This is a genomic window from Actinoplanes sp. NPDC051537 (genome assembly GCF_055586105.1).
In genome coordinates, this window is the sequence record NZ_JBVJIU010000010.1 from 1 (window position 1) to 25,218 (window position 25,218).

The 25,218-nt window shown below is 71.2% G+C and carries 30 protein-coding genes; 9 read left to right on the top strand and 21 right to left on the bottom strand.

The window, feature by feature from the left end:
* Window positions 1–249: 249 nt before the first annotated feature.
* Entirely contained in the window at window positions 250–1,071 is an 822-nt protein-coding gene (gene fdhD, locus ACZ6TB_RS24315; protein WP_465557254.1) for a formate dehydrogenase accessory sulfurtransferase FdhD, read from the bottom strand.
* 90 nt (window positions 1,072–1,161) lie between these two features.
* Here fdhD and mobA point away from each other — a divergent pair, with 90 nt between their 5' ends.
* From mobA to ACZ6TB_RS24330, 3 genes are all read left to right on the top strand, one after another.
* Window positions 1,162–1,761, top strand: a complete 600-nt coding sequence (gene mobA / locus ACZ6TB_RS24320) for a molybdenum cofactor guanylyltransferase (protein ID WP_465557256.1) — start codon at window positions 1,162–1,164, stop codon at window positions 1,759–1,761.
* Window positions 1,762–1,879: 118 nt separating this feature from the next.
* Window positions 1,880–2,131, top strand: coding sequence for a DUF6457 domain-containing protein (locus ACZ6TB_RS24325; RefSeq protein ID WP_465557258.1), 252 nt, complete (start codon window positions 1,880–1,882; stop codon window positions 2,129–2,131).
* A 25-nt stretch (window positions 2,132–2,156) separates the two neighbouring features.
* Window positions 2,157–3,245 carry a T3SS (YopN, CesT) and YbjN peptide-binding chaperone 1 gene (locus tag ACZ6TB_RS24330; protein WP_465557260.1) on the top strand — a complete coding sequence of 363 codons (1,089 nt, stop codon included), beginning with the start codon at window positions 2,157–2,159 and terminating at the stop codon, window positions 3,243–3,245.
* Here the strand turns inward: ACZ6TB_RS24330 and ACZ6TB_RS24335 are convergent.
* Both ACZ6TB_RS24335 and ACZ6TB_RS24340 read right to left on the bottom strand, forming a co-directional pair.
* Window positions 3,242–4,978, bottom strand: a complete 1,737-nt coding sequence (locus ACZ6TB_RS24335; protein WP_465557262.1) for a beta-propeller domain-containing protein — start codon at window positions 4,976–4,978, stop codon at window positions 3,242–3,244. The two genes, ACZ6TB_RS24330 and ACZ6TB_RS24335, sit on opposite strands and share 4 nt — an antisense overlap.
* 33 nt (window positions 4,979–5,011) lie before the next feature.
* Entirely contained in the window at window positions 5,012–5,470 is a 459-nt protein-coding gene (locus ACZ6TB_RS24340; RefSeq protein ID WP_465557264.1) for an Lrp/AsnC family transcriptional regulator, read from the bottom strand.
* Window positions 5,471–5,537: 67 nt separating this feature from the next.
* Between ACZ6TB_RS24340 and ddaH the strand changes: the two genes are divergently transcribed.
* Complete coding sequence (gene ddaH / locus ACZ6TB_RS24345) at window positions 5,538–6,359, top strand: dimethylargininase (protein ID WP_465557266.1); 822 nt, start codon at window positions 5,538–5,540, stop codon at window positions 6,357–6,359.
* Between the two features lie 25 nt (window positions 6,360–6,384).
* Entirely contained in the window at window positions 6,385–6,963 is a 579-nt protein-coding gene (locus tag ACZ6TB_RS24350) for a bacterial proteasome activator family protein (RefSeq protein WP_465557268.1), read from the top strand.
* Here ACZ6TB_RS24350 and ACZ6TB_RS24355 read toward each other — a convergent pair.
* The 4 genes from ACZ6TB_RS24355 to ACZ6TB_RS24370 form a co-directional block, all read right to left on the bottom strand.
* Entirely contained in the window at window positions 6,960–7,757 is a 798-nt protein-coding gene (locus ACZ6TB_RS24355) for an HAD family hydrolase (RefSeq protein WP_465557270.1), read from the bottom strand. The two genes, ACZ6TB_RS24350 and ACZ6TB_RS24355, sit on opposite strands and share 4 nt — an antisense overlap.
* A complete protein-coding gene (locus ACZ6TB_RS24360) occupies window positions 7,757–8,569 on the bottom strand; it encodes an HAD-IIB family hydrolase (protein WP_465557272.1) in 813 nt (270 codons plus the stop codon). Before ACZ6TB_RS24360 ends, ACZ6TB_RS24355 begins: the two co-directional genes overlap by 1 nt.
* 122 nt (window positions 8,570–8,691) lie before the next feature.
* On the bottom strand, window positions 8,692–9,984 hold the full coding sequence (serS, locus tag ACZ6TB_RS24365; RefSeq protein WP_465557274.1) for a serine--tRNA ligase: 1,293 nt from the start codon (window positions 9,982–9,984) through the stop codon (window positions 8,692–8,694).
* A 55-nt stretch (window positions 9,985–10,039) separates the two neighbouring features.
* Window positions 10,040–10,807 (bottom strand): hypothetical protein, encoded by a 768-nt coding sequence (locus ACZ6TB_RS24370; RefSeq protein ID WP_465557276.1) that lies wholly within the window; start codon window positions 10,805–10,807, stop codon window positions 10,040–10,042.
* Window positions 10,808–10,872: 65 nt separating this feature from the next.
* Here ACZ6TB_RS24370 and ACZ6TB_RS24375 point away from each other — a divergent pair, with 65 nt between their 5' ends.
* From ACZ6TB_RS24375 to ACZ6TB_RS24385, 3 genes are all read left to right on the top strand, one after another.
* Entirely contained in the window at window positions 10,873–11,301 is a 429-nt protein-coding gene (locus tag ACZ6TB_RS24375) for an OsmC family protein (protein ID WP_465557278.1), read from the top strand.
* Window positions 11,302–11,392: 91 nt separating this feature from the next.
* Complete coding sequence (locus tag ACZ6TB_RS24380) at window positions 11,393–11,764, top strand: metallopeptidase family protein (protein ID WP_465557279.1); 372 nt, start codon at window positions 11,393–11,395, stop codon at window positions 11,762–11,764.
* Between the two features lie 55 nt (window positions 11,765–11,819).
* Window positions 11,820–12,560, top strand: a complete 741-nt coding sequence (locus tag ACZ6TB_RS24385; RefSeq protein ID WP_465557281.1) for an AIM24 family protein — start codon at window positions 11,820–11,822, stop codon at window positions 12,558–12,560.
* Between the two features lie 36 nt (window positions 12,561–12,596).
* Here ACZ6TB_RS24385 and pheA read toward each other — a convergent pair whose 3' ends face one another.
* The 5 genes from pheA to ACZ6TB_RS24410 all read right to left on the bottom strand — a co-directional run bounded on the left by pheA (window position 12,597) and on the right by ACZ6TB_RS24410 (window position 15,956).
* Window positions 12,597–13,544, bottom strand: coding sequence for a prephenate dehydratase (pheA, locus tag ACZ6TB_RS24390; protein ID WP_465557283.1), 948 nt, complete (start codon window positions 13,542–13,544; stop codon window positions 12,597–12,599).
* Between the two features lie 20 nt (window positions 13,545–13,564).
* Entirely contained in the window at window positions 13,565–14,188 is a 624-nt protein-coding gene (locus ACZ6TB_RS24395) for a hypothetical protein (protein WP_465557285.1), read from the bottom strand.
* A 24-nt stretch (window positions 14,189–14,212) separates the two neighbouring features.
* Window positions 14,213–14,602, bottom strand: coding sequence for an ACT domain-containing protein (locus tag ACZ6TB_RS24400; protein WP_465557287.1), 390 nt, complete (start codon window positions 14,600–14,602; stop codon window positions 14,213–14,215).
* 75 nt (window positions 14,603–14,677) lie between these two features.
* Window positions 14,678–15,136, bottom strand: coding sequence for a PAS domain-containing protein (locus ACZ6TB_RS24405; protein ID WP_465557289.1), 459 nt, complete (start codon window positions 15,134–15,136; stop codon window positions 14,678–14,680).
* A 79-nt stretch (window positions 15,137–15,215) separates the two neighbouring features.
* On the bottom strand, window positions 15,216–15,956 hold the full coding sequence (locus ACZ6TB_RS24410; protein ID WP_465557291.1) for a hypothetical protein: 741 nt from the start codon (window positions 15,954–15,956) through the stop codon (window positions 15,216–15,218).
* 277 nt (window positions 15,957–16,233) lie between these two features.
* Here ACZ6TB_RS24410 and ACZ6TB_RS24415 point away from each other — a divergent pair, with 277 nt between their 5' ends.
* On the top strand, window positions 16,234–17,442 hold the full coding sequence (locus ACZ6TB_RS24415) for an arginine deiminase (RefSeq protein WP_465557293.1): 1,209 nt from the start codon (window positions 16,234–16,236) through the stop codon (window positions 17,440–17,442).
* Here the strand turns inward: ACZ6TB_RS24415 and ACZ6TB_RS24420 are convergent.
* The 9 genes from ACZ6TB_RS24420 to ACZ6TB_RS24460 form a co-directional block, all read right to left on the bottom strand.
* The gene (locus tag ACZ6TB_RS24420; RefSeq protein ID WP_465557295.1) at window positions 17,423–17,884 is read right to left on the bottom strand and encodes a hypothetical protein; all 462 of its coding nucleotides are present in this window, start codon (window positions 17,882–17,884) and stop codon (window positions 17,423–17,425) included. The genes ACZ6TB_RS24415 and ACZ6TB_RS24420 overlap by 20 nt on opposite strands.
* A 37-nt stretch (window positions 17,885–17,921) precedes the next feature.
* Window positions 17,922–18,656 (bottom strand): glycoside hydrolase family 16 protein, encoded by a 735-nt coding sequence (locus tag ACZ6TB_RS24425; RefSeq protein WP_465557297.1) that lies wholly within the window; start codon window positions 18,654–18,656, stop codon window positions 17,922–17,924.
* Entirely contained in the window at window positions 18,656–19,534 is an 879-nt protein-coding gene (locus ACZ6TB_RS24430) for a DUF5926 family protein (RefSeq protein WP_465557299.1), read from the bottom strand. The genes ACZ6TB_RS24425 and ACZ6TB_RS24430 overlap by 1 nt, the downstream gene beginning before the upstream one ends.
* Window positions 19,535–19,573: 39 nt before the next feature.
* On the bottom strand, window positions 19,574–20,722 hold the full coding sequence (locus tag ACZ6TB_RS24435; protein ID WP_465557301.1) for a sensor histidine kinase: 1,149 nt from the start codon (window positions 20,720–20,722) through the stop codon (window positions 19,574–19,576).
* Between the two features lie 84 nt (window positions 20,723–20,806).
* On the bottom strand, window positions 20,807–21,583 hold the full coding sequence (locus tag ACZ6TB_RS24440) for a glycerophosphodiester phosphodiesterase (protein WP_465557303.1): 777 nt from the start codon (window positions 21,581–21,583) through the stop codon (window positions 20,807–20,809).
* The gene (locus ACZ6TB_RS24445; protein ID WP_465557305.1) at window positions 21,580–21,915 is read right to left on the bottom strand and encodes a rhodanese-like domain-containing protein; all 336 of its coding nucleotides are present in this window, start codon (window positions 21,913–21,915) and stop codon (window positions 21,580–21,582) included. The genes ACZ6TB_RS24440 and ACZ6TB_RS24445 overlap by 4 nt, the downstream gene beginning before the upstream one ends.
* Before the next feature lie 19 nt (window positions 21,916–21,934).
* Entirely contained in the window at window positions 21,935–23,017 is a 1,083-nt protein-coding gene (locus tag ACZ6TB_RS24450; protein ID WP_465557307.1) for an LCP family protein, read from the bottom strand.
* 102 nt (window positions 23,018–23,119) lie between these two features.
* Window positions 23,120–24,793: a solute symporter family protein gene (locus ACZ6TB_RS24455; protein ID WP_465557309.1), complete on the bottom strand. Its 1,674-nt coding sequence runs from the start codon at window positions 24,791–24,793 to the stop codon at window positions 23,120–23,122.
* Window positions 24,793–25,131: a DUF485 domain-containing protein gene (locus tag ACZ6TB_RS24460; protein WP_465557311.1), complete on the bottom strand. Its 339-nt coding sequence runs from the start codon at window positions 25,129–25,131 to the stop codon at window positions 24,793–24,795. Before ACZ6TB_RS24460 ends, ACZ6TB_RS24455 begins: the two co-directional genes overlap by 1 nt.
* Window positions 25,132–25,218: the final 87 nt, after the last annotated feature.

Below are 25,218 nucleotides of genomic sequence, written 5' to 3' on the forward strand. Positions count from 1 at the left end.
AGAGGGCAGCCTCCCCCACGGTCCCCTCCTCCCCTTTCGCCCCGCCCTGTGGGCCCCCCCCCCCCCCCCCCCCCCCCACCCCCACCGCGCCACCCCCCCCCGCTCGGCCCCGCGACGCCGCCCCGCGACGCCGCCCCGCGACGCCGCCCCGCGACGCCGCCCCGCGACGCTGCTCGGCCTTGCGACGTCGCTCGACCCCCGCGGCGCCGCCCGGCTTCGCGCTGCGTGAGGCGGCCGGAATGGAGGTGATTAGACGGTTACTCGGGAGGCGGCGGTGTAGACGTTCATCGTTTCGCCTCGGAGGAAGCCGACCACGGTCATGCCGGCCTCGTCGGCCAGCTCCACGGCGAGGGTGCTGGGGGCCGAGACGGCGGCCAGCAGGGGGATGCCGGCCATCCATGCCTTCTGGGTCAGCTCGAAGCTGGCTCGGCCCGAGACCAGCAGCAGGTGGCCGGTCAGCGGGAGGCGACCCTCGCGGACGGCCCAGCCGATCACCTTGTCCACCGCGTTGTGCCGGCCGACGTCCTCGCGCAGCACCAGCAGGTCGCCGGTGGGGGTGAACAAGCCGGCCGCGTGCAGGCCGCCGGTGCGGTCGAAGGTGCGCTGGGCGGCGCGCAGGCGGTCGGGCAGGTCGGCCAGGGTGCGGGCGGGGACGGTCAGCGGGTCGGCCGACACGTCGTAGGCCGACCGGGTGCGTACGGCGTCGATGCTTGCTTTTCCGCATACCCCGCAGGAGCTCGTCGTGTAGAAGTTGCGGCTCGGGTCGGTCACGGGCGGTGGCACGTCGGGGCCGAGCACGACGTCGACCACGTTGTACGTGTTCGGCGTGTCGGTGCCGGCGCACAGCTGGGCGGTCACCACGTCGGCGGCCGTGGCGATGATGCCCTCGGTCAGCAGGAAACCCATGGCCAGGTCGATGTCGTTGCCGGGGGTTCGCATGGTCACGGCCAGCGGACGCTTGCGCACGCGGATCTCCAGCGGCTCCTCGGCGGCCAGGTCGTCGGGCCGCCGGGACGTGGATCCGGCGAGGTTGATCTTCACTACCGGTCGCCGGGTGGTGGTGCGCGCCATGACGCGAGCCTATGCCCGCCCGATAGTGATCCACGACCGTGAAGTGAGCGCGCGGTCACGCTCGACACGCGCTCGGGATACGGTACGTACGTGGGGGGATTTGCGGCGGTGGTGCTGGCCGGTGGTGCGGCACGGCGGATGGGCGGCGCGGACAAGCCGACGCTGCCCGTTGCCGGTCAGTCCATGCTGACCCGTGTGCTGGCCGCGGTGCACGACGCGGACCCGCGGATCGTGGTCGGCCCGGTGCCGCCCGACCTGCCGGTTCCGGTGCACTCCACCCGGGAGGATCCGCCCGGCGGTGGCCCGGTCGCGGCCACCTCGGCCGGTCTCGCGCTGGTCCCCGACGACGTGACCTACACGGCGCTGCTCGCCGCCGATCTGCCGCTGCTCACCGGTGAGGCGATCGACGTGCTGCGGCTGACCGCCGAGTCCGCCCCGATGCAGGGTGCGGTCTACCGGGACGCGGAAGGCCGCCGGCAGATGCTCTGCGGCGTGTGGCGCACCTCGGCGTTGCGGGAGGCGGTCGGCCGGCTCGAGGAGAAGCGCGGCGACCTGCACGGCGCGTCGGTTCGCGAGCTGATGGAGTTCCTGCGGGTGGCCGAGGTGTCCTGGCGACGCCCGGGCCCGCCGCCGTGGTTCGACTGCGACACCGACGACGACCTGCGCACCGCCGAGGAATGGGCGCGATGATCGATCAGCCGGGCGACTCACCGCGCGGCCGGCGAACGGGCGCGCTGAGCGGTCAGCCGGGCGACTCACCGCAGGGCCGAGGAACGGGCGCGATGAAAGACGGCGGGAACGGGGCGCGATGACGGGCGAGATGGGCGATCTCGAGGCCTGGGTCGCGGCGGCGGGGGCTGAGCTCGGACTGACTCCGGCCGAGGTGCCGACCAACGCGGTGCTCGACCTCGCCCGGGACGTCGCGCGTGGCGTGGTGCGGCCGGCGGCGCCGGTCACGGCGTACCTCATGGGGCTCGCCGTGGGTCGGGGAGCGGACCCGGCCGAGGTCGCCGATCGTCTCAGCGAACTCGCCCTCTCCTGGCCCGAGCCCTCTCGATAGGGTGACGGTAACGGAGGTGCGGATCATGACGGCAGACAGCGCCGCAGGCGAGTCGAACGACAACAGCATCCTGCTCGACGAGCCGACGACGGCCGATCTGAAGGCCAAGGTGACCGAGGCCTGGCGCGAGTTCGCCGGCGCGCTGGCCTCGCTGCTCACCGGCCTGGCGACGGGTTCGCACGTCGACATCACGCTCGACCCCACGGCGTCGGGCACCGGCCTCGCGGTCTACTCGGTGAGCCTGCGGGTGCTGCCCGACGGCGTCGTCGAGGCGCTCGCCGTCGGCAACGCGGGGCTGCCGGAGGGCTACCGGATGGATCGCGCCGCGGTCGCGGGGCTGGTCGCGCTCGGCTGGTCGCCGCCCGGCGTGCTGGCCGGCTCCGGCGACTCGTTCGGCCTGCGGTCGAGCCAGGACCGGGCCAACCAGCTGGCCACCGTCGTCTCCCGCACGCTGCGCGACGTCTACGGCGCGCCGCACCCGGCGTTCCTGGTCTACCTCGTGCACGACGAGGAGGACGAGCCGATCGAGGCGGCGCCGCTGGCCACCGCCCGGCACGAGCCGGGCCTCGAGGGCGGCATCGACCTCGACGACCTCGACGCCGACGGCGAGCTCACGGCGGCGCTGGCCACCGCGGCCGAGTCGGCGGTGCCGCTCGAGGAGCGGGTGCGCACGGTCGTCGCCACGATGTCCAAGACGGCCGTCGACCAGCTGCAGGTCGACACCGACGGCGATATCGGCATCCGGGCCGGATCGGCGATGGTCTTCGTCCGCGTACGGGATAACCCGCCCTTGGTCGATGTTTTCTCGCCGATCCTCACCGAGGTCGAGCCGACCGAGGAGCTCTACGTGAAGCTCTCGGAGCTGACCAACCGGATGCCGATCGGCCGCCTCTACTGCGCGCAGGACACGGTGTGGGCGTCGATCCCGGTCTTCGGCCGGAACTTCCAGGCCACCCACCTCATGCTGGCCGTGCAGGTGATGACCGGCCTCGCCGACGAGCTCGACGACCGGCTGCACGGCGAGTTCGGCGGCAAGCGCTTCTTCGGCGAGGGCGACAAGCCGACGCCGGCGAAGCAGCCCGGCGACGATCACCGAACGGGCATGTACCTCTAGGAGAGCGCGACCCGGCCGATCGGTTCCAGCGTGGACAGATCGGCCGCGGCGAGCTCGTTGTCGCTCAGCGTCCACAGCCGGTCCCCGATCACCAGGGACCGGTGGATGTTGTCGCCCGGCAGGTAACCGGCCTCCTTCACGGTGCCGCCCTCGATCCGCAGAGCGAGCGCCCGGTCGAAGGTGGGCAGGACGAGCAGATGCGTCGCCGGCCACCACAACAGGGCGTGCGGATCGAACTCGGCCTCCGAGCCGGCGCCGGGCACGACGTGTTGCGCGAGCCGCGTCGGGCGCGCCGGATCGGCAACATCAAAAAGCGACACCTGCAGCCCTTCCCGTACGCCGTGCGCGTCGGCTTCCTCGCCGATGCCGACCACCTGGTCTTCCCCGATCTGTTGCAGATGCGCGGAATAGCCGTTGATCTTCAGATCGCCGGTGACGCGCGGCCGGGCCGGGTCGCTGAGGTCGAGGCTGTAGAGCGGATCGGTCTGGCGGAACGTGACGACGTAGCCGCGCGGGCCGAGGAAGCGGACGGCGTAGATCTGCTCGCCCTTCCCGAGCCCGTCCACGACGCCCCGCTGGACGAGCTTGCCGCCCTGCTGCCCGAAGATCCGTACCGCCGACGATCGTTGCGCGAAGTCGGTCGTGGCCACCCGCAGCCAACCGTCCCATTCGGACATCGAGTACTGGTTGAGCAGCACGCCGGGCACGGTGCCGGTCGCCGCCAGGATCGGCTTGCCGGCCGGCGGCAGCGCGAACTTGAAGATCTCGGAGCCCGAGCCGCCGGCCTCGCCGTCGCGGAAGGAGTCGATCCGCCAGCGCTGGTCGTTGGCGATGTAGAGGCTGGTCGGCGTTCCGTAGACGATGTCGCCGTCGGCCACCACCGTCACCGGGCTGCCGTCGGTCAGCGCCGGCCCGCTCAGGTCGAAGGTGAGCACGTTCAGCATCGACATGCCGGAGTACGACCCGGGCCGGCTCACATCACCGCAGGCGGCACGGCCCTTGGTCGTCACACCGCCGGTGGTGACCGCCCACGACGGCAGCCAGGCGTCCAGCGAGGAGTCGTCCGGCGAGGCGGTGAACCGCGGCCGGCTGCTCAGCACGACCCGGGCCACGCTGCCGGTCTGGCGGGCGTCGACGACCCGGCCCGGCGCGCGGTAGCGGCTGATCACCCGAGGCCGGCCGGTCAGATCGACGAGGACCGCCTCGGCATCGGTCTGCGCCGGGATCAGGGTGCGCCGCTCGATCATCGTGCCGTACCCGGAGATCAACACCAGGGCCCGGTCGCCGGAGAGCAGCAGGTCGGCCTGGCCCGGGTTGCCGAGCGACAGCCGCCCGGTCTCGCGGCGGGCGGCCGGGTCGATCACGTGCAGGACGCCGTTGGCGACGGTGACGATCCGCCGACCGTCGGTCTTCACGATGTCCGGCTCGTCGACGCCCTGCTCGTGGACGTTGGTGCCGGAGAACGGCGTGGCGGCCGGCGCCGGGGCGGCGAGCGCCCGGTCGGCCTTGTCGGCGGCGATGCCCGCCTCGGGAACGGGCAATGCGTAGGACTTGCGGGCGGCCGCCTTCAGCTCCTTGAGCAGCTGGGCGCAGGAGTCGAACGCGACCAGATCGAACTTCGGAGCGGTCGTACGGCTGGGGGCCGGGACCGGATCGGGCCCGGGGTCGGTGGAGGTGCAGCCGGCGAGCGGCAGCACGGCGAACACGGCGCAGAGCCACAGTCGAGGGCGCATGCCGGTTGGACGGCCCGGCGGCGGGCGCGGTTCCTACTGCGGCGCAGGGACCACGGTCGGGGTCTCGACCAACCGGGACAGCACGATCATGCTGCGCGTCGAGGTGATGAACGACTCGGCGCGCAGCCGCTCGAGGGCCTGCTCGAGGTGCCCGATGTCGGCCGCCCGCAGGTGCACGATCGCGTCCGCCTCGCCCGAGACCGTGTAGGCGCCGACCACCTCGGGGTGCCGCCGGGTGGCCACCGTGATCTGGGCCGGGGTGGTGCGGCCGGTGCAGTAGAGCTCGACGAACGCCTCGGTGGTCCAGCCGACGGCGGCCGGATCGATCACCGCGGTGAATCCCTTGATCACCCCGCTCGATCGAAGCCGGTCGACGCGCCGCTTCACCGCCGGGGCGGACAGCGAGACCTTCGATCCGATCTCCGCGTACGACGCCCGCGCATCGGCCACCAGCAACGCAATGATTCGCTGGTCAACGGCGTCCATCTGCAACGATTCGCCTCCAACACACAAGATTTCTCGCTGTTTCGTGCACCGAAGCCTACCTACGCTCTACCTCATGAACCACACGGAGCGCATGCCGCGAGTCAGGACATATCTGATGTGTCCCCCGGCGCACTTCACCGTCGAGTACGCGATCAACCCCTGGATGGACACCACCGTCCCGGTCGACGCGGCGCTCGCCGGCAAGCAGTGGGACCTGCTGCGCACCACGCTGGTCGACCTCGGCCACACCGTGCACCTGCTCGACCCGGTCGCCGGCCTGCCCGACATGGTCTACGCGGCCAACGGCGCCTTCTCGGTCGACGGCACCGTCTACGGCGCGCGCTTCCGCTACCCGCAGCGGGCGGCCGAGGCCGTGGCCCATCGCGGCTTCTACGCGGACTGGTCGTTCGTCGACCCCGAGCACGTCAACGAGGGCGAGGGCGATTTCACGTACCTGCCGGGCGCGCACGGTGGCGTGATCCTCGCCGGCTACGGCTTCCGCACCGAGCCGGCCGCGCACGCCGAGGCGCAGGAGGTGCTCGGCCGCCCGGTCGTTTCGCTCCGCCTCGTCGACCCGGCCTTCTACCACCTCGACACCGCCCTGGCCGTGCTCGACGACCACAACGTCACCTACTACCCGGAGGCGTTCTCGCCGTCCTCGCGGCGGGTGCTGGCCCAGCTCTTCCCGGAGGCGGTCATCGCCGACCGGGCCGACGCCGAGGCCTTCGGGCTCAACCTGGTCAGCGACGGCCGCTACGTGATTCTCAACACCGAGGCCACCGCCATGGGCGAAAAGGTGCGGGCCGCGGGCTATGTCCCGGTGCATGTGGAGCTCACCGAGCTCAAGCGCGGCGGCGGCAGCGTCAAATGCGCGGTGGCCGAGCTACGCCGGTGAGCGCCGGTGCGCGAAGATGGACCGCATGACCGACGACAACCGCACCGATGAGAAGCAGCAGGACGGCTCCGTCATCGTGGTCGGGCCCGACGGGCGTCCGATGGGCACGGTCGAGCCCGACGGCACGCTCAGTCCCGAGGAGCCCGGCAACCTGATCGAGCAGCCGGCCAAGGTCATGCGGATCGGCAGCATGATCAAGCAGCTCCTCGAGGAGGTCCGGGCCGCCCCGCTCGACGAGGCGAGCCGCGGCCGGCTGCGGGAGATCCACCAGCGGTCGATCACCGAGCTCGAGGACGGCCTCGCCCCCGAGCTGCGTGAGGAGCTCGAGCGCCTGTCGCTGCCGTTCGAGGGCGACACCCCGCCGAGCGAGTCCGAGCTGCGCATCGCGCAGGCTCAGCTGGTCGGGTGGCTCGAGGGCCTCTTCCACGGCATCCAGGCCGCGCTGGTCGCGCAGCAGATGGCGGCCCGGCTCCAGCTCGAGCAGATGCGCGGCGGCGGCAGCCGGCCGGCCCTGCCGATGGGTCCCGGCGGCATGCCGGGCATGCCCGGCACCCCGCCCGGCCCGCAGGGCGGGCCCGAGGGCCGCACCGGCCAGTACCTCTAGAGGCCGAAGACGCCTTCCAGATAGACCGCGACGCCGTCCTCCTCGTTCGTCCGCCCGACCTCATCGGCCACGTCGCGGACGGCGGGGTGGGCGTTGCCCATCGCCACCGAGTGGCCGGCCCAGACGAGCAGCGGCAGGTCGTTCGGCATGTCACCGAAGGCGATGACCTCGCTCGCCCGGATGCCCTCCTGCTCGCACAGCCAGGCGAGCCCGGCCGCCTTGGTCACGCCGCTCGCGGAGATCTCCACGAGCGCGCTGCGCGACGAGTGCGTCGTCTCGGCCACCCCGGCCAGCATGCCGCTCACCAGCTCGCAGAACGCGTCCGGCTCGTGCGACGCCGAGCGGGCCAGCAGCTTGACGGCCGGCGCTGAGAGCAGCTCCTCCGGGGTGGCGAGCACGCGTACGTTGTCGTGCTCCTCCGCCCAGCGCACCGGCCACGCCTCCTCGTACCAGAACCTCCGCCCGCCCTCGACCTCGACGGCGAGAGCAATGTCCGGGATGGCCTCGCGCAGCCGCTTGCTCACGTCGAGCAGGATGTCGACCGCGAGCGGCTCGGCGCGCAGGATCTGATCGGTGGCGGGGTCGTACACCACGGCGCCGTTCGCGCACACCGCCGGCATCGGCTCGGGCATCTGGTCGTAGAGCTGCCGCAGCCAGCGCAGCGGCCGCCCGGTCACCAGCACCAGCGGGACCGGCAGGGCGTGGATGACGTCGAGGGTGCGCCTGCTCAGCGTCCCGTCGTCACGGATCAGGGTGCCGTCGATGTCGGAGGCGACGAGGCGATAGGGGTGCATCACCTCGACAGTAACTTGTCCAGATAGACCGCCACCCCGTCCTCGTCGTTGGAGAGGGTCACCTCGTCGGCGACCGCCATGAGCGCCGGATGCGCGTTCGCGACGGCCACCCGGCTCCACCCGGCCCAGGCGAACATCGGCAGGTCATTGGGCATGTCGCCGAAGACCAGCACGTCCTGCGGGTCGACGCCGACCGCCTCGGCGACCACCGCGAGGCCGGCGCCTTTGTTGGCATTCGCCGGAGTGATCTCCACGTAGTCCAGGCCGGCCTGGGTGACCGATGCCACGTCGGTCGGCACGATCCGCCGGGCCACGTCGAGCAGCTCGTCGACGTGATGGTCGAACGAGCGGACGAACGCCTTGATCACGTCGCCGGTGAGGCAGTCGGCGCGCGGCCGCTCCTCGACCACCACCGGGTAGCGCCAGGTCGGGTCGTAGTCGCCCCACAGCGGTGACTCGTCGTGCTCGAGGGCCTCGATCATCACCGACAGCCGGCCCACCTCGGCCTCGATCCGCGCCAGCACGTCGGCGACGACCGGACCGGCCAGCCGCAGGCGCTGCAGATAGGCCGACTCCGCCTGGTCGAGAACCCAGCCGCCGTGCGCCAGAACCAGGAAGTCGGCGGCCCGGATGTCGTTGCGGGTGAGCGACGTGAGGCGCGGTCCGCGCCCGGTCGCCCCCACGATCCGGATGCCGGCGGCCCGGACGCGATCGAGAACCTCGTGGGTGTACGCGGACACGGTGTCATCGCTGTGCACCAGTGTGCCGTCGAGATCCGTCGCGATCAGCTTGGGCAGTCCAGGCTTGACCATCGATACCTCCGAGGGTGGGGCTTACCCCCGCGGAGGGCGGAAGGAAAACGGTACACCTGCCCCACTACCTGCGGCTATGACTTTTGGTAGCGGGCAGATGTATTGCCCGTAGCGGGACGCCTTCAGTCCGTTTTTGGGTGGCGGGCGGGGCGGTTGGATGGGGGCTCGAGGACGTCGCGGCCGCCGAGGTATGGCTGAAGAGCCTTCGGCACGCGCACCGAGCCGTCCGGCTGCTGGTGGTTCTCCAGGATCGGAATCAGCCAGCGGGTGGTGGCGAGCGTGCCGTTCAGCGTCGCGGCGGTCTGCGGCTTGCCGTCCGCGTCCCGGTAGCGGATGTTGAGCCGGCGGGCCTGGAACGTGGTGCAGTTCGACGTCGAGGTGACCTCGCGGTAGCGGCCCTGCGACGGCACCCAGGCCTCGCAGTCGTACTTCCGCGACGCGCTCGACCCGAGGTCGCCGGCCGCCACGTCGATCACCCGGTACGGGATCTCGACCTTGGCCAGCATCTCCTCCTCCATGGCGAGGAGGCGACGGTGCTCGTCGGCGGCCTGGTCCGGCCGGCAGAACGAGAACATCTCGACCTTGTCGAACTGGTGCACCCGCAGGATGCCGCGCACGTCCTTGCCGTACGACCCGGCCTCGCGCCGATAGCACGACGACCAACCGGCGAAGCGCTCCGGACCGCCCTCGAGATCGATGATCTCGTTCGAGTGGTAGGCCGCGAGCGGGACCTCCGAGGTGCCGACCAGATAGAGGTCATCGGCCTCGAGACGGTAGACCTCGCTGGCATGGGCGCCGAGGAAGCCGGTGCCCTCCATCGACTCGGGCTTGACCAGGCTCGGCGTGATCGACGGGGTGAAGCCGTGCTCGACCGCCTGGGCGATGGCCATCTGGAGCAGGCCGAGCTGCAGCAGCGCGCCGACGCCGGTCAGGAAGTAGAAGCGCGAGCCCGACACCTTGGCGCCGCGCTCGGTGTCGATCGCCCGCAGCCCCTCGCCGATCTCGAGGTGGTCCTTCGGGTTGTCGATCTCGGGGCGGTCGCCGACCTCGCGCAGCACGACGAAGTCGTCCTCGCCGCCGGCCGGCACGCCGTCCTGCACGACGTTGGGCACCGCGAGATGGGCGGCGCGCAGCGCCTCGTTGGCCGCGCCGGCCTCCGCCTCGGCCGCCTTGACCTCGGCCGCCAGCTCCTTGGTGCGGACCAGCAGCCCCGCGCGCTCGTCGGGCGAGGCCTTGGGGATGCGCTTGCTCAACGAGTTCTGCTCGGCCCGGAGGGACTCGAACCGCTGGGTCGCGGCCCGGCGCTCCTCGTCGGCGCGCAGCAGCGCGTCCACCAACTCGGTGGGCTCGCCGCGCAGTCGCTGGCTGGCGCGGATCGGCTCGGGGTCCTCGCGGAGCAGGCGCAGGTCAATCACGATTGCCGAGCCTACCGGCGCGGACATCCGATCAGCACCCGGATATGCCCTGTCGTCACGACCGGGTGGGCTTGTCCCGGTCGTCGCCGAGCGAGGTGAACGGCTTGGCCGGGCCGACGGTCAGCTCCAGGGGCTGGTCGGCCGGGGGTTCCTCGCGCGGGGCCGGCGGACGCCGCCACGACCACGCGGCCTCGTCGTCGGTCGCGACCACCGGTCGCGCGGGCCGGGGCCGGGGCCGGTGCCGGTCGGCGAGGTAGAGGGCGACCATGGCCAGGGCCACCGCCACCACGGCGCACCACAGCCCCCGCCCGTACGACCATTTGACCTGGTCTTGATCGAACTGAAGGGTGTAGAGATCGGGCACCGGCCGGCTCTGGTCACCGAGCGAGGCCGCCGTCGCGAAGAGGATCGCGAGCACGGTGCCGCCGATGCTCAGGCCGATCAGCCGCACCCACCGCCGCCCGGCCGGCGGACCGAAGAGGGTCAGCACGACGGCGGCCACCAGCGGGAACAACCCGACCAGATAGCCGGTGCCGAGCGCGCCGAGGTCGGTGATGTCGGTGGCGATGGGCTTGGCGGCGACGTTGCCGCCGAACACCACGGGGTCGACCGTGGTCACCTGCCACTCGGAGATCAGCGAGGCGAGGCCGGCGACCGCGGCCAGCACCGCGGCCAGCGGGACCATGCGCCGGTCGGTGGCGAGGGACCGGCCGAGGCCGGACACGTTCCACCGTCGCCGGGGCGCGGGCTTGTCGCCGCCGAACTCGACGACCTCGCCGGCGGGCGGCAGGCCGAGATCGATCGGATCACGCTCGGGGGGCATGTGACCCATGATGACCCCTGCCCGGTCGCCCGGCCAGCGGCCGTCCCATGGACTAGCGTTCGGATATGCCTATTCGCACTGCCACGGCCCGCTGGGAAGGGAACCTCACCGAGGGTTCCGGCACGATGAAGACCGGTAAGGGCGGTTACCAGGGGAACTACTCGTTCAAGTCGCGCTTCGAGGAGGGCGAGGGGACGAACCCGGAGGAGCTGATCGCGGCCGCCCACTCCGGCTGCTTCTCGATGGCGTTCTCGAAGGGCCTCGCCGACGCCGGCTTCACGCCGACCTCGGTCGAGACCGTCGCCAAGGTCCACCTCGACAAGGGCGACGCCGGCTTCGGCGTGACCCGCATCGACCTCGAGACCGTGGGCAACGTCCCCGGCATCGACGAGGGCACGTTCCAGAAGATCGCCCAGGGCGCCAAGGAGAACTGCCCGATCTCCCGGCTGCTCTCGCCCGGCGCCGAGATCACTTTGACGGCCACGCTGGCCTGACCCGCTGGCCTGACCCGCTGGCCTGACCCGCGAAACGCCGATGCGTCAGGGTCCGTTGTCGGATCCCTGACGCACCGGCGTGCCCGGCGGCATGGCGCACAATGGTCGCGTGCCGGTCGAGATGGGTCGCGAACGCTTCGAGGAACTAGTCGGTGAGGCGCTCGACGAGGTTCCGGTCGAGCTGCTGTCGATGATGAACAACGTCGTCTTCATGGTCGAGGACCGTCCGCCCGACGGCAGCGACGACCTGCTCGGGCTCTATGAGGGCACGGCGCTGACCGACCGCGGGTGGGACTACGCCGGCGTGCTGCCCGACCGCATCACCATCTACCGCCTGCCCACGCTGCTCGTCTGCGACTCCGAGACGGACGTGATCGACGAGGTCGCGATCACCGTCGTCCACGAGATCGCCCACCATTTCGGGATCGACGACCACCGCCTGCACGAGCTCGGTTGGGGTTGATTGTTGGCGGCGGCCCCTACCCTGGTGGCACATCTCAATCAGGAGGACAGCGTTCATGCGCAGCGAGCTCTTTTCGGCCGAGAACCTCGAGAAGGAGTCGGCCCAGCCCGGTTTGCGGTTGCAGAATTCGAAGCTGCTCAAGGCCGAGCTGAACGGCGACTTCATGGCCCGGGTCGGCTCGATGGTCGCGTACCAGGGCAACGTGCAGTTCGAGGCGCTCGGCTCCGGCGGCATCGGCAAGTTTCTCAAGCAGAAGCTGACCGGTGAGGGCGTGCCGCTGATGCGGGTCCGCGGGCAGGGCGACGTCTTCCTCGCCGACCGCGCCGCCGACATCCACCTGATCGACCTCGAGCAGGGTGACGCCCTCTCGATCAACGGGGCGAACGTGCTGGCCTTCGACTCGACCCTGTCGTACGACATCAAGATGGTCGGCGGGGCCGGGATGATGTCCAACGCCGGGCTCTTCAACTGCGTCTTCAGCGGGTACGGGCGGATCGCCGTCACCACGAAGGGCAGCCCGGTCGTGCTGTCCGTCGACCAGCCCACCTATGTCGACCCGCAGGCCGCCATCTGCTGGTCGGCCAACCTGCAGACCGGCTACCACCGGGCCGAGCAGATGGGCCTGGGCACGCTGATGGGCCGCACCACCGGCGAGCGGTTCACGATGAGCTTCGCCGGCCAGGGTTTCGTGGTCGTGCAGCCGTCCGAGGAGCCGCCGGGCGGTCTGGCCGGCGCCGGTGGCGGCCAGCAGGCGGGCCAGGGCGGCGGCCTGCTCGGCAACCTGCTCGGCAACTGAGCTGAGCGGGGCCGGCTCGGCGGCATCGCGCCCCCGCTAGGTGATGTCGCCTTCGCGGAGGCGTGCCAGCCACGCGGCCGAGTCGGCGAAGTCGGTGTCGGAGAGGCCCGGGGGCGACGCCACCGGGTCTTCCTTCGTCAGGCGGTGCCGCGGGTAGCTGCCGAGGAAGCGCACCTCGGCGCAGATGCGGCGCAGGCCCTTGAGCGCCTCGCCCATCCGGGTCTCGGCCACGTGGCCGGTGCAGTCGAGGAAGAAGAAGTACGTCCCCAGCTGCTCGCCGGTCGGCCGGGACTCGATGCGGGACAGGTTGACCCCGCGCACCATGAGCTCGGTGAGCACCGCGAGCAGCGCGCCCACCTGGTCGTGCCGGATCGAGACGGCCAGCGAGGTGACGTCGTCGCCGGTCGGCTCGGCCGGCGGGCCGGGCCGGGTGAGCAGCGCGAAGCGGGTCACCGCGTCGGCGTGGTCGGCCACCTTGTCGGCCAGCACGGTCAGCCGGTTGCGCCCCACGCCGATCGGCGCGCAGAGCGCCGCGTCGTAGTCGCCGGCGGCGGCGTCGATCGCGGCCGTCGCGTTGGACAGCACGTCGACCACGGCCGCGTCGGGCACGTGGGCGAGCAGCCAGTTGCGGCACTGGGCCGACGCCTGCGGGTGGGCCGCGATCGTGCGGATGGCGGCGAGCGGGATCGGGCCCCGGGCGGCCAGCACGAACTCGACCGGCAGCACGACCTCGCGGGTGATCACCAGTGGGCCACCGGTGACCAGCTCGTCGAGGGTCACCGGGATGGCGCCGCCGACCGAGTTCTCCAGCGGGACGAGCGCGGCGTCGGCGTCGCCCGAGCGCACCGCCTCGAGCGCCTCGGGCACGCTGCGCGCGGGCGTGCGCACCCCGCGCTCGGCCGCGGGCAGGGTGCGCAGGGCGGCCTCGGTGAAGGTGCCCTCGGGACCGAGGTAGACGAAGCGAGTCGGCGGGGTTCCCGGCATGCCGGAAGTCTATGCGCCCCTCAGGACCCGCAGGCCAGCACCCGGATGCCGGCCGGCGCGTTGGCCACCACCTTGTTGAGGCAGACCTCGGAGCCGGCCGCGACCTTCTTGAGCGTTGCGTCCGCGCCGGTGGCCACCACCATCAGCGGCTCGGTCTGGTCCGCGCTCTCGCCGACGACCTCGACCGTGGCGAACGACCAGCCGGTCTGGCAGAAGGGGCCGTCGGCGACCCGGAGCGGCTTGTTCGGAATGCCGTCCTCGCCCTTGATCAGCGTGATGATCTGGGCGGCGGTCGGGGAGCCGGTGCACTTGGCGGCGTGCGACGGGGTCGGCGTGGGGGAGATCGTGGCCGGCCCGGTCCCGTACGTCGGCGTGGTCGTCGGATAGGCCGGGTAGGCCGGATAACCGTTGGGGTAGCCGGGCAGCGTCGGCGGCGTGATGCCGAGCGGGGGCACGGTCGGCGTGGTCGCGCCGGCGGCGGGCATGCCGGGCAGCGACGGGGGCAGGGAGAGCGGCGCCGCGCTGGGGCCGGCCAGTGGTGGCGAACTGGGCAGCGCCTTCGGCGGCTCGCCGCACGCCGCGAGCAGCAGCGTCAGGGCGCCGGCCAGGGCGCCCAGGGGGATGAGGCGTGTGCGGGGGGACACGCGGACATGGTAGGCGTGTCGGCGTCAGGAGGCGATGCGGTGCCCGGCGGCGTGCAGGGTGTCGACCGCCTCGTTCAGCCGCACGGCCGGCACGAGCAGGTAATCAGTCGTATAAGTCGAAAATGTCACGATATTTACGCGTGCTTCGGCCAGCGGGCCGATCAGCGAGGCCAGCACGCCGGTCAGCGCCAGATCGAGCGGGCCGACCACGCGCAGGCAGCGCCAGGCGGTGTCGGCGACGGCGCCGTCCGGCACCCGGTCGGCCGGGCAGATGATCGACAGCTCGTCGGGGGCCCAGCTCAGCGCGATGACGCTCTTCTCGTCCGGACCCGCGGCCAGCGAAGCCGGAATCGGCGAGCCGGCCGGCAGCCGGCACACCGCGTACTCCTCCGGTAGCAGATCTAGATCGAGCATGAGGGCAGACTACGGTTCGAGATCAGCCCTTGCCCAACCCCTGAGGGTGCGGCAAACGCCACAGGTGCGGAATTTTCAGCGCACCGGGGAGAAAAACGTCAGCGAACCGGCCACCCGCTCGCCGTTCAGCAGCGGCGTGGTGATCGCGTCGACGGTCAGCGGCGGCTCGCCCGGGCTCGGCACCACCCGCATGAGGCCGCGGGCCAGGCGCTCGCTGCGGATCGCCAGCAGCGGCGGGATCTTCTCCGCGTCGGACCCGTCGAGCTCGGCGGCGCCGGCCGTGAAGTCGATGAGGCGCATGGCCTCGCCGAGCGACTGGCCGACCACCTCGACCGGCTTTCCCAGGCCGAACAGCTCGCAGCAGGCGGCCGAGACGGCCAGGATGGTGGTGGACGTGTCGATCACCAGGCAGGGCTCGGCGGCCGCGGCCACCGTGGACGTCCAGCGGTCGACGCTCGGGACGAACTCGGCCTCGGCCGGTGTCCGCGCCTGGGGCACGAACGCTCCCGAGAGGGAGAGCTCGACGTGTGCCACCCGGTCCTCCTCGTTCCTTCGCCGGCGACGGGCCGCCACAAACAGCGGCGGCGACCCGTCGACTACACCGGGAGGAACGTTACCGGCGTGCTGGACGCTTGTCAGCGGCCGTTTGTCCGTCAGCGTGCCACCGGTAGTCCCCAGTCGGACGATAGGGCGCGTTCGCCCAGGTCCCGGGGTGGTTGGCGACAGCTGAGAGCTTGCTGGCGGTGGCCGGCGAGATGCGCGCGCCGCCGGCGATCAGCAGGCGGTCGAGCTCCTTGTCGGTCGCGACGAGGACCTCCTTGGGCAGCCCGTGGACGCTGATCACGCCGGAGCCCACGAACGTGAGCACGGGGGTGACCGGCACCGCCAGGCCGACCGCGGCGGAGAGCGCCTTGCTGGCCCGGCGGGCCTCGCGGCGCGCCTCGGCCACGTACTGCGGGCGCTTACCGTTGATCTGCACGACGTCCCCGGCGATCAGCACGCGGGCGCGGCCGTGGTCGGCCACGGTCACCGCGTAGACGCCTCCGGGGCCGATGGCCAGGAATCCGGCGCGGTCGTCGGCGAGGTCGGGCTCGTAGTAGGCCTGCGAGTCGGCGTGCGGCCACGCGACGATGTGCCAGTTGGGGCCGAGGCGGTCGAGCCGGGACAGGGCGCGGCTACCGGCGGCCTCGACGCGACGTGCGTCACGCTCGGCGCGACGACGGCGGGCCCAGTCGGCGGGATTGGGGCGAGTGGGTTCGATCGCGGTCGGCGGGGCCGTACGGCGGTCCGCGGGACGACGGTCGACGGGCGTGAGCGCCTTTGCGGGCAGAGCAGGGCGCGGGAAGACAGTCACTTTTTCGACCTCCGGCAAAAGGTCTGTTAGGGCTCTCTAGTCACTACCGTACGTGCTCGCCCCCACACGGAAGCAAGACATCAGAGTGAAAGAGGCGGGAGTGAGTGGGGATGAATCCGACATTCACGCACCACTACTTCTTGCGGATGGTGCATCTTGACGTCTGTCTCCCCGGTTCGGCAGCTTCACGCACAAAGTTAGCCTCACCTTGGCTCGCGTGCACCGCTGTCCCATGATCTAGTCAGAACGTCATCGGTCGAACGCGAGGAGTACCGAGATGGTTCACTACGTCGACAGTGAAGTGAGCCCGCTCCGCACCGTGCTGCTGCACCGCCCGGGCCTCGAGCTCGCCCGGCTGACCCCCCGGAACAACGACAGCCTTCTCTTCGACGGCATCCCGTGGGTGGGCCGCGCCCAGGAGGAGCACGACGCCTTCGCCGGCGCCCTGCGCGAGCGCGGCGTCGAGGTGCTCTACCTCGGCGACCTGCTGGCCGAGACGCTCGCCGTCGAGCAGGCGCGCGACGAGCTGACCGAGGCCGTGCTCGAGGATCGGCGGCTGGGCGACGCGCTGCGCGCCAGCGTCGGCCGCTACCTGGCCGATCAGGACCCGCGCCGCCTCGCCGACGTGCTGATGGCCGGCCTCGCCCACCGCGAGCTGAAGCCGGGGCCGGCCGGGCTCGTCTACGAGCTCATGAGCCCGCACGACTTCGTCATCGACCCGCTGCCCAACCTGCTGTTCACTCGCGACTCGAGCGTGTGGATCCGGGACCGGGTGGCGGTCACCAGCCTGGCCATGCCGGCCCGCCGCCGGGAGACGACGCTGACCCGGGCCATCTACCGCTACCACCCGCGCTTCGCCGGGACCGACCTGCTCTACGACCCCGCGCTGGAGCACGTCGAGGGCGGGGACGTGCTGGTGCTGGCGCCGGAGGTGGTGGCGATCGGGGTCGGCGAGCGCACCACCCCGGCCGGCGCCGAGCGGCTGGCCCGGCGGATCTTCACCGAGGGCCTCGCCCACACGATCCTGGTGGTGCCGATCGCCCAGGAGCGGGCCACCATGCATCTCGACACGGTGTGCACGATGGTCGACGTCGACGCCGTGGTGATGTATCCGAACGCCGCCGACAGCATGAGGGCGTACACGGTGACCGCGGGCGACGACGGCGAGCCGCACGCCCGGGCCCCGCGCCCGTTCCTCGAGGCCGCCGCCGAGGCGATGGGCATCGAGCGGCTGCGCACGATCGAGACCGGCCTCGACCCGGTGACGGCCGAGCGCGAGCAGTGGGACGACGGCAACAACACGCTCGCCATCGCCCCCCGGCTCTGCGTGGCCTACGAGCGGAACGTCGAGACGAACGCGCAGCTCGAACGGGCCGGGATCGAGGTGGTCCGGATCAGCGGGTCGGAGCTCGGCAGCGGCCGGGGCGGCCCGCGGTGCATGAGCTGCCCGGTCGAGCGCGCGCCGCTCAGTCGGCAGCCCGGGTGAAGTCGGCGGTCCAGTTCGTCTCCCAGGTCTCGCCCTGGTCGGTGGAGAACGCCTGCTCCCAGCGGCACGAGTCGGCGGTGAACACGGTCCACTGGTAGCGGACCCGGATCTGCCGCCCGTGCCACTCCTCGTCGTCGTAGAAGCGGCCGACGCCGTCGTCGTCGAAGCGCCCCACGGTCGGCGGCAGCCCCAGCCCGGTGTCGTTGCGCGCCCAGTAGATCGACCACAGCTCGGTGGCCGGGTCGAACAGGCGCAGGGTCAGTCCCGTGTAGCCCTGCTCCGGGAAGTCGACCTCGTCGATGTTGCCGCCGCCGCCGAAGACGCTCCAGCAGCGGGTGTTGCCGCTGAACTCGTACCACTCGTCGCAGTCGGCCAATATCTCGCGCAGCCGGCGCTGCTTGGAGGTCCAGTTGCCGACCAGGAAATCGAAGTTGTTCGCCATGCCGGGAACGCTAGGCGGGGGTGACTGACATCCTTTGTCAGCTAACCGCGACGTGCGTGACGATCAACTCGGGCGTCGGAACCTCGCCCGGCACCAGGTGCGCCTTCTCCGGAAAATCGAAAACCGCGATCTGCAGCTGTACGGGGTAATCGGGCGCCTGACCGACCCGCTTGGCCACCGAGCCGTCGACCGTGAACACCAGCTCGTCCCGGCGCCAGTCCACCGCGTACGTATGAAACTCCGCGACGTCGATCGGCAGCTCGACCACCGACCAGTCCTCGGTCAGCCGCGGGTCGCGGAAGCGGTGCAGCCCCATCCCGAAGCCGTGCGGCGCGCTGCCGAAGACCTCCATGACGCAGATCTCGCCGGACAGCTCGGGCGCGGTCTCGATGCCGGAGAGCCAGAACGCCGCCATCGACCGTGGCGTGATGACCGCCCGCATCCGGATCTCGATGTGCCCGGAGACCGGGGTGATTCCCCAGAACTCGGGCTGCTCCTCGCGTACCCGCTGGTCGTCGAGGAACGGCTGGCCGCCGTCCGTGCTGCCGACCGCGCCGGAGTAGTTGGCGCTCTGGACGCCGGAGACCCGCAGCGGCGTCTCGTGCACGCCCTCGGCCCACAGCGGCTGGCCGGGCGGGATGCTGAGCCGCAGCTCGCCCCCGCCCACCTCGTACGTCGCCGCGGACTGCGCGCGCGAGCTCCAGTGCGGCAGATACCAGGGCACCCAGCGGGAGCGGTCCAGCTCCGGGGAGTCGAACCGCTCCGTGACCATCAGCGGAGGGTCAGCTGCCGGCCGATCAGGCCCTGCTTGGCCCGCCGGGCGTCGGCGTCCAGCGGCCCGGTCTCGGCGAGGATGTCGGCGTAGCGCTTGGCGAAGTCGGCGAGCGGCGCCTCCCAGTCGGCCGCCTCCGGCTCGCCCGGGATGTCCCACACCGGCACCAGCAGGCCGTGGGCGCGGAACATGCCGGCGAACTTGGTGTTCTCGCCGAGCAGCAGCTCGCCGGCGGCGGAGAGCCGGGCCAGCGCGTCCAGCGCCCGGTCCTCGGGCTCGGCCAGCACCCAGCGCACGTGGCCCTTGTCCGGCGCGACGCGGCACCAGTACGCGGCCCGGCCCGCCGCCAGACGCACGGTCGGGTAGATCGACGAGTTCGCCCGCTCGAGCGACGCCTTCACGTTCGGGTCCTCGGCCTGCTCGGCGTCCAGCCAGTACTCGAAGCCGTCGTGCATGGTGATCTCGAGCGGGCCGTCGTCCAGCACGTCCTGCAGGCGGAGGCCCTCGCCGGGCAGCGCCGGGACGGAGACCGTGTCGCCGGGCTCGGTGCCCAGCGCGCTGATGATCGCCACCGCCAGGTCGCGGGAGACGTCGCCGGACTGCACGTGCCGCTGGAGGCCGATGAACACCCGGCCGTCCGTACGCGTCATCGCCGGCCAGGCCATCGGCAGCACGGTCGACAGCGTGATCGGCCGGTCGCCGTACTCCTCGATGATCTCGGGCTTGAGGGTCAGCGGGGCCGAGGCCGCCGGGACCAGCTCGCGCAGGGCGATCCACTCCGGCTCGTCGGCCAGTCCCTCGAACGGCCGGGCGACGAAGATGTCGCGCACCTTTTCGCGCTTCGGTGCGTTTTGGCGTTGGTTGCGGCGCTTGCTCACGGCGAGACAGCCTAGGCGCTGCTCTTCGATCGGGGCCAGTCAGGCGCGCGGAAGGCGCACCTCGGCCGTGGTTCCGCCGCCGTCGCGCGGGCGCAGCGAGACCCAGCCCTGCTGCCGCTCGACCAGCCGGCGCACCAGGTAGAGCCCGAGGCCCGCGCCCGGGTGCCGCCGATCGCCGGCCTCGGCCTGCCAGTAGCGCTCGAAGGCGCGCTCGACGTGCTCGGGCCGGATGCCGATGCCGCGGTCGGAGACGCGGAAGCGCAGGGTCTCGCCGTCGGAGGCGGCGCACAGCTCGATCGGCGTCCCGGGCGGGGAGTTCTTCTCGGCGTTGGTGGCGAGCTCGGTGAGGATGGTCGCGATCGAATCCTTTTCCCCGTACGCCTTCGGCAGCTCGGCCGGCAGCTGCCCCTCGCGGATCCGCCGCCGCAGATCCTCGGGCAGCTCCTCGACGGCCGCCCGCAGCGTCTCGGGCAGGTCGTACGGGCCGGCCGGGGAGACGCCGACCTCGCCGTCCTCGCTGACCGCCGACAGCAGCCGGTCGACCAGCCGGGCCAGCTCGCCGGCGCGGGTGCCGATCACCCGTACCGCCTCCTGCCGCCCGGCCTCGCCCAGCGAGTCCCAGTGGTTCGTCAGCGTGTCGGCGTAACCCTTGATGACGGTGACCGGCGTGCGCAGCTCGTGGCTCGTGACGGCCACCCAGAGGTCGCGGTTCTCCTGGCGGCGGGCCTGGTCGGGATCGCGCGGCTGGGTCGCGTACAGCCGTCCCAGGTACGCCGCGAGCAGCTCCAGCACGGAGTCGTAGCCGGGGCCGGGATCGTCGCCGAGGTAGACGTGCAGCGAGCCGATGATCGTGTCGCCGATCTCGCAGCGGGCCCCGATCACCCGGTGCAGATCGCCGCCCTCCACCTGCTTCGCGAAGATCTCGTTGAGCGAGCTGAGCGGGATCGCCGTGGCCCCGGCGCGGTCGACCCGGCGGCCGATGGCCCGGGCGCAGGCGCCGCTGGCGGCCACCACCCGGCCGTGCGCAGCCGCGTACTCGACGAAGCCCGCGCCGTCGCCGCCCAGCACGTCCTGGGCGAGGCGGACGATCTGCTGCACGACAGGCAGTCCCGCCTCGCCGGCGTTGAGCCGATCGAGGACCGCGATCTGACCCCGGGTCAGCGCGGCGTAGTCGGGACGCTCCGGCATGACTGCGAGTCTGCCTCGCTTCTGGAGTTTTCGGCAGATGGTTGCCTGCGGATCTTGGCGCGATTCACCGTACCGTGTCGGACGTCACATCTCGGCCAGGCGGTCCAGCACGAACTTCGGCCGGTCGGTGATCACGCCGTCGACCCGGTGGTCCAGCACTATTTCCAGGTCGGCGGGCTCGTTGACCGTCCACACGTACACCTGATGGCCGGCCTGCTTGATCGACGGAACCAGGCCGGGCCGGGCGCGTACCAGGCCGACGCCGGGCCCGGCGATGCGCGCGCCGAACGGCAGCCGGCCGCGGCCGACCCCCGGCGGGAGGATCTCCAGCAGGTAGACCGTGGGCACGGTGGGCGCCTGGGCGCGGACGCGGCGCAGGGCGAGCGCCGCGAACGACATCACGGTGACGCGCACGCACTCGTTCGGCAGGTTGTGCCGGCGCAGTGTCTCGACCAGCTTGCGCTCGACCTCGGCGCCGTAGCGTGACGGGTGCTTCGTCTCGATGAGTAGCCGCACCGGCCGCCCGCTGTCACGCAGCGCCTCGAGCAGGCGGTCGAGCGTGAGCAGCCGGGCGAGCTCGGGCAGCTCCTCGTCGGCCGGGTAGCCGGGGTGCCAGGAGCCGTAGTTCAGCGTGTCGAGCTGGGCCAGCGTCTTGCTGCTGACCAGGCCACGGCCATTGGTCGTACGGTTGAGGTTGCGGTCGTGCACGCAGACCAGGTGACCGTCGCGGGTGAGCCGCACGTCGCACTCGAGGCCGTCCGCGCCCTCCTCGAGGGCACGCAGATAGGCGCCGAGCGTGTGCTCGGGAAGAGCGTCCGCGCCCCCGCGATGGGCGAAGACCAGCGGGCGATAGTCGTTCACAGCACCTGCGCTTGCTGACCGTTCTCGCTGGCCATGTCGCGCCCCGCGGCCGCCCAGGACCGCATGCCGCCGTCCAGGTTGCGCACGTTGTCCCACCCGTTGCCCATCAGGTAGGAGACGACCTGGCCCGAGCGGCCGCCGGACCGGCAGACCACGACGACCTCGACGTCGGTCGGCACCTCGGCCATCCGCGCCGGGATCTCCATCATCGGCAGGTGGTGGGCGCCGGGGGCGTGGCCGGCCTCCCACTCGTCGGGCTCGCGCACGTCCAGCAGGTAGGCATCGGCTTCGACCTCGGCGGGGGTCACGCTGGGAACTTGTGGTCCGAACACGGCGTACAGCCTACTTGGGCTACTTCTTGAGGTTCGCGGACATCCAGGCCGACATCTTGTCGGCGGCGACGGCCTGGTAGAGCGCGATCGCCTTGTCCCGGTCGGAGACCACGACCGACTGCCCGGAGATGGTCTCGCTGCCCTTGTTGGGGCTGGTGATGAAGGTGAGGTCCTTACCGCGGATGCTCTTGAACTTCATCATGTCGCTGAGCGAGAAGTCCTGGTCGACGGTGACCGCGGCGGTGACCGACTTGAGGAAGCTGTTGAGCTTGCCGGGGTTGGCCAGCACGCCGCCGCTCGCCGCCTTGTCCATCACGGCCTTGAGGAACTCCTGCTGGTGCTGCATGCGGGCGAAGTCGCCGCGCGCGAACTGCTTGCGCTGGCGCACCCAGTCCAGGGCCTGCTCGCCGTTCATGTGCATCATGCCCTTGGTGAAGACCCGGTGCGGCTTGTGGATCGACGTGATGGTCTGGTCCACGTTGAGGTCGACGCCGCCGATCGCGTCGGTGACCTCCTTGAAGCCGCCGAAGTCGATCGCCATGACGTGGTCGACGCGTACGTCGGTGAGGCACTCGACGGTGTGCACGGCGCGCGGGAGGCCGCCGAACGCGAACGACGCGTTGATCTTGGCCCGGCTGCCGTCGCCGCACGCGGCGTTGTCGCTCTTGGGCACGATCACCCACAGGTCCCGCGGGATCGACACCAGCTGGGCCGTTTTGTGGTCGGCCGGGATGTGCATGAGGATCAGCGTGTCCGCCCGCCAGGCGTTGGCCTGGTCCTCCTTGGCATCCGGGTCGCGGGAGTCGCTGCCGACCAGCAGGATGTTCTGCGCGCCGCCGGTGGCGGCGGCCGGCCGGTCGCCGGTGAGCTTGGAGAACGCGTCGGTCCGCTTGAGGTCCTGGTCGAGGTTGCTCGCGTACCCGTAGAGCGAGATGCCGACGATCGTCGCGATGATCAGCACAGCCAGGCCGGCCAGCAGCGCGATGCGGCCCCACCGCGGCTTCAGCCGGGGCTTGTAGGTCTTCCCCGGCCGACCATCGTGTCCGGGCCGGTCATCGTGGTTGGGCTGGTGAACCGAGGCTCGTCCGACGGTCGTAGACATGGAACCCAGGTTACGTATCCGGGGCCGTCACGCCCGGTTATCGACACCCCTTCGGCACAAAGGGGGGAGTCCGGGGGCCGCGGCGGGCGGCCCCCGGATCCGTCAGTGCGCGCCGTACCCGGTCAGCGAGCGGACCTCGAGCTCGGCGTACTTCTGGGTGTCGTCCTCCTTCGAGATCACCGTGCCGATCCAGCCGCAGAGGAAGCCGAGCGGGATCGAGATGATGCCGGGGTTGGAGAGCGGGAACCAGTGCCAGTCGTGGTCCGGGAACATCGCCGTCGGGCTGCCCGAGACCACCGGGGAGAAGAAGACCAGCGCCACGGCGCTGATCAGACCGCCGTAGATGGCCCAGACCGCGCCGGAGGTGTTGAACCGCTTCCAGAACAGGCTGTACAGGATCGCCGGCAGGTTGCCCGAGGCGGCCACGGCGAACGCCAGCGCCACCAGGAACGCCACGTTCAGGCTCTGCGCGAAGATCGACAGCGCGATCGCGACGGCGCCGATGACCAGGGCGGAGATCCGGGCGACCCGGACCTCGTCCCGCTCGGACGCGGTGCCCCGCTTGATCACGTTGGCGTAGAAGTCGTGCGCCACGCTCGACGACGACGCCAGCGTCAGGCCGGCCACCACCGCGAGGATCGTGGCGAACGCGACCGCCGCGATGATCGCCAGCAGCACCGAGCCGCCGGTGTCCCCGCCGAAGTAGCGGATGCCGAGCTCCTGCGCGAGCTGCGGCGCCGCCGTGTTGCCGGCCTTGTCCTGCGCGGTGATCGCCTTGCCGCCGACCAGGGCCGCCGCGCCGAAGCCGAGGGCCAGGGTGAACAGGTAGAAGACGCCGATGATGCCGATCGCCCAGAGCACGCTCTTGCGGGCGACCCGGCTGGTCGGGACCGTGTAGAACCGGGTCAGGATGTGCGGCAGGCCGGCCGTGCCGAGCACCAGCGCGATGCCGAGCGAGACCAGGTCCATCTTGCTGTAGAAGGTCTCCGCCGCGGTCGCCTTCTCCACGCCGTACCGCAGGCCCGGTTCGAGGAAGGCCGAGCCCTTGCCGGATTGCGCCGCGGCGTCACCGAGCAGCGTCGACAGGTTGAACTTGTAGTGCACCAGCACCAGGAACGTCATCACCAGTGCGCCGATCATCAGCATGAACGCCTTGACGATCTGCACGTAGGTGGTGCCCTTCATGCCGCCGACCACCACGTAGACGATCATCAGGGCGCCGACCAGGATGATCGTGGCGACCTTGGCGGTGTCGGCGTCCATGCCGAGGAACGTCTGGCCCGGCTTGATCCCGAGCAGCAGCGAGACCAGCGCGCCCGCGCCGACCATCTGCGCGATCAGGTAGAAGATCGACACGACGACGGTGGAGATGCTCGCGGCCGACCGCACCGGACGCTGGCGCATCCGGAACGCCAGCACGTCGGCCATCGTGTACCGGCCCGAGTTGCGCAGGAACTCGGCGACCAGCAGCAGCGCCACCAGCCAGGCCACCAGGAAGCCGATCGAGTAGAGGAAGCCGTCGTAGCCGAAGAGCGCGATCAGTCCGGCGATGCCGAGGAAGGACGCCGCCGACATGTAGTCGCCGCCGATCGCCATGCCGTTCTGGAAACCGGAGAACTGCCGGCCGCCGGCGTAGAAGTCGGTGGCGGTCTTGGTCTGCCGGCTCGCCCAGATCGTGATGCCCAGCGTGATGGCCACGAAGATCAGGAACAGCGTGATGGTCAGGCCGCGGGACGAGGAGGCGGTGGCCTCGGCGGCGATCAGATGCGTCTCCATCACTCAGCACCCTCTTCCATCTTGTTGCGGATGCTGTCGGCGGTCGGGTCGAGCTCCCGGCTCGCGTAGCGGGAGTAGTACCAGGCGATCAGGAACGTCGAGACGAACTGCAACAGGCCGAAGATCAGGGCAATGTTGATGTTGCCGACGACCTTCGTGCTCATGAAGCCGCGGGCGTACGCGGAGAGCAGCACATAGAGCAGGTACCAGAGGAAGAAAGCGATCGTCATCGGGAAGATGAACCGACGGAGCTTCGTGCGCAGCCGCTGGAAATCCTCGGATTTCTGGACGGCCTCGTATCTCGCGGTGGAGGACTCGGAAGGCACTTCTGTCGTCACCGGGATTCACCACCTTCGTGGGGGCGGGCGGACTTTCGGGCAACGTACGAAGCCCTCAGCCGCGGTGACGAGGCCCGGTCGGACCCT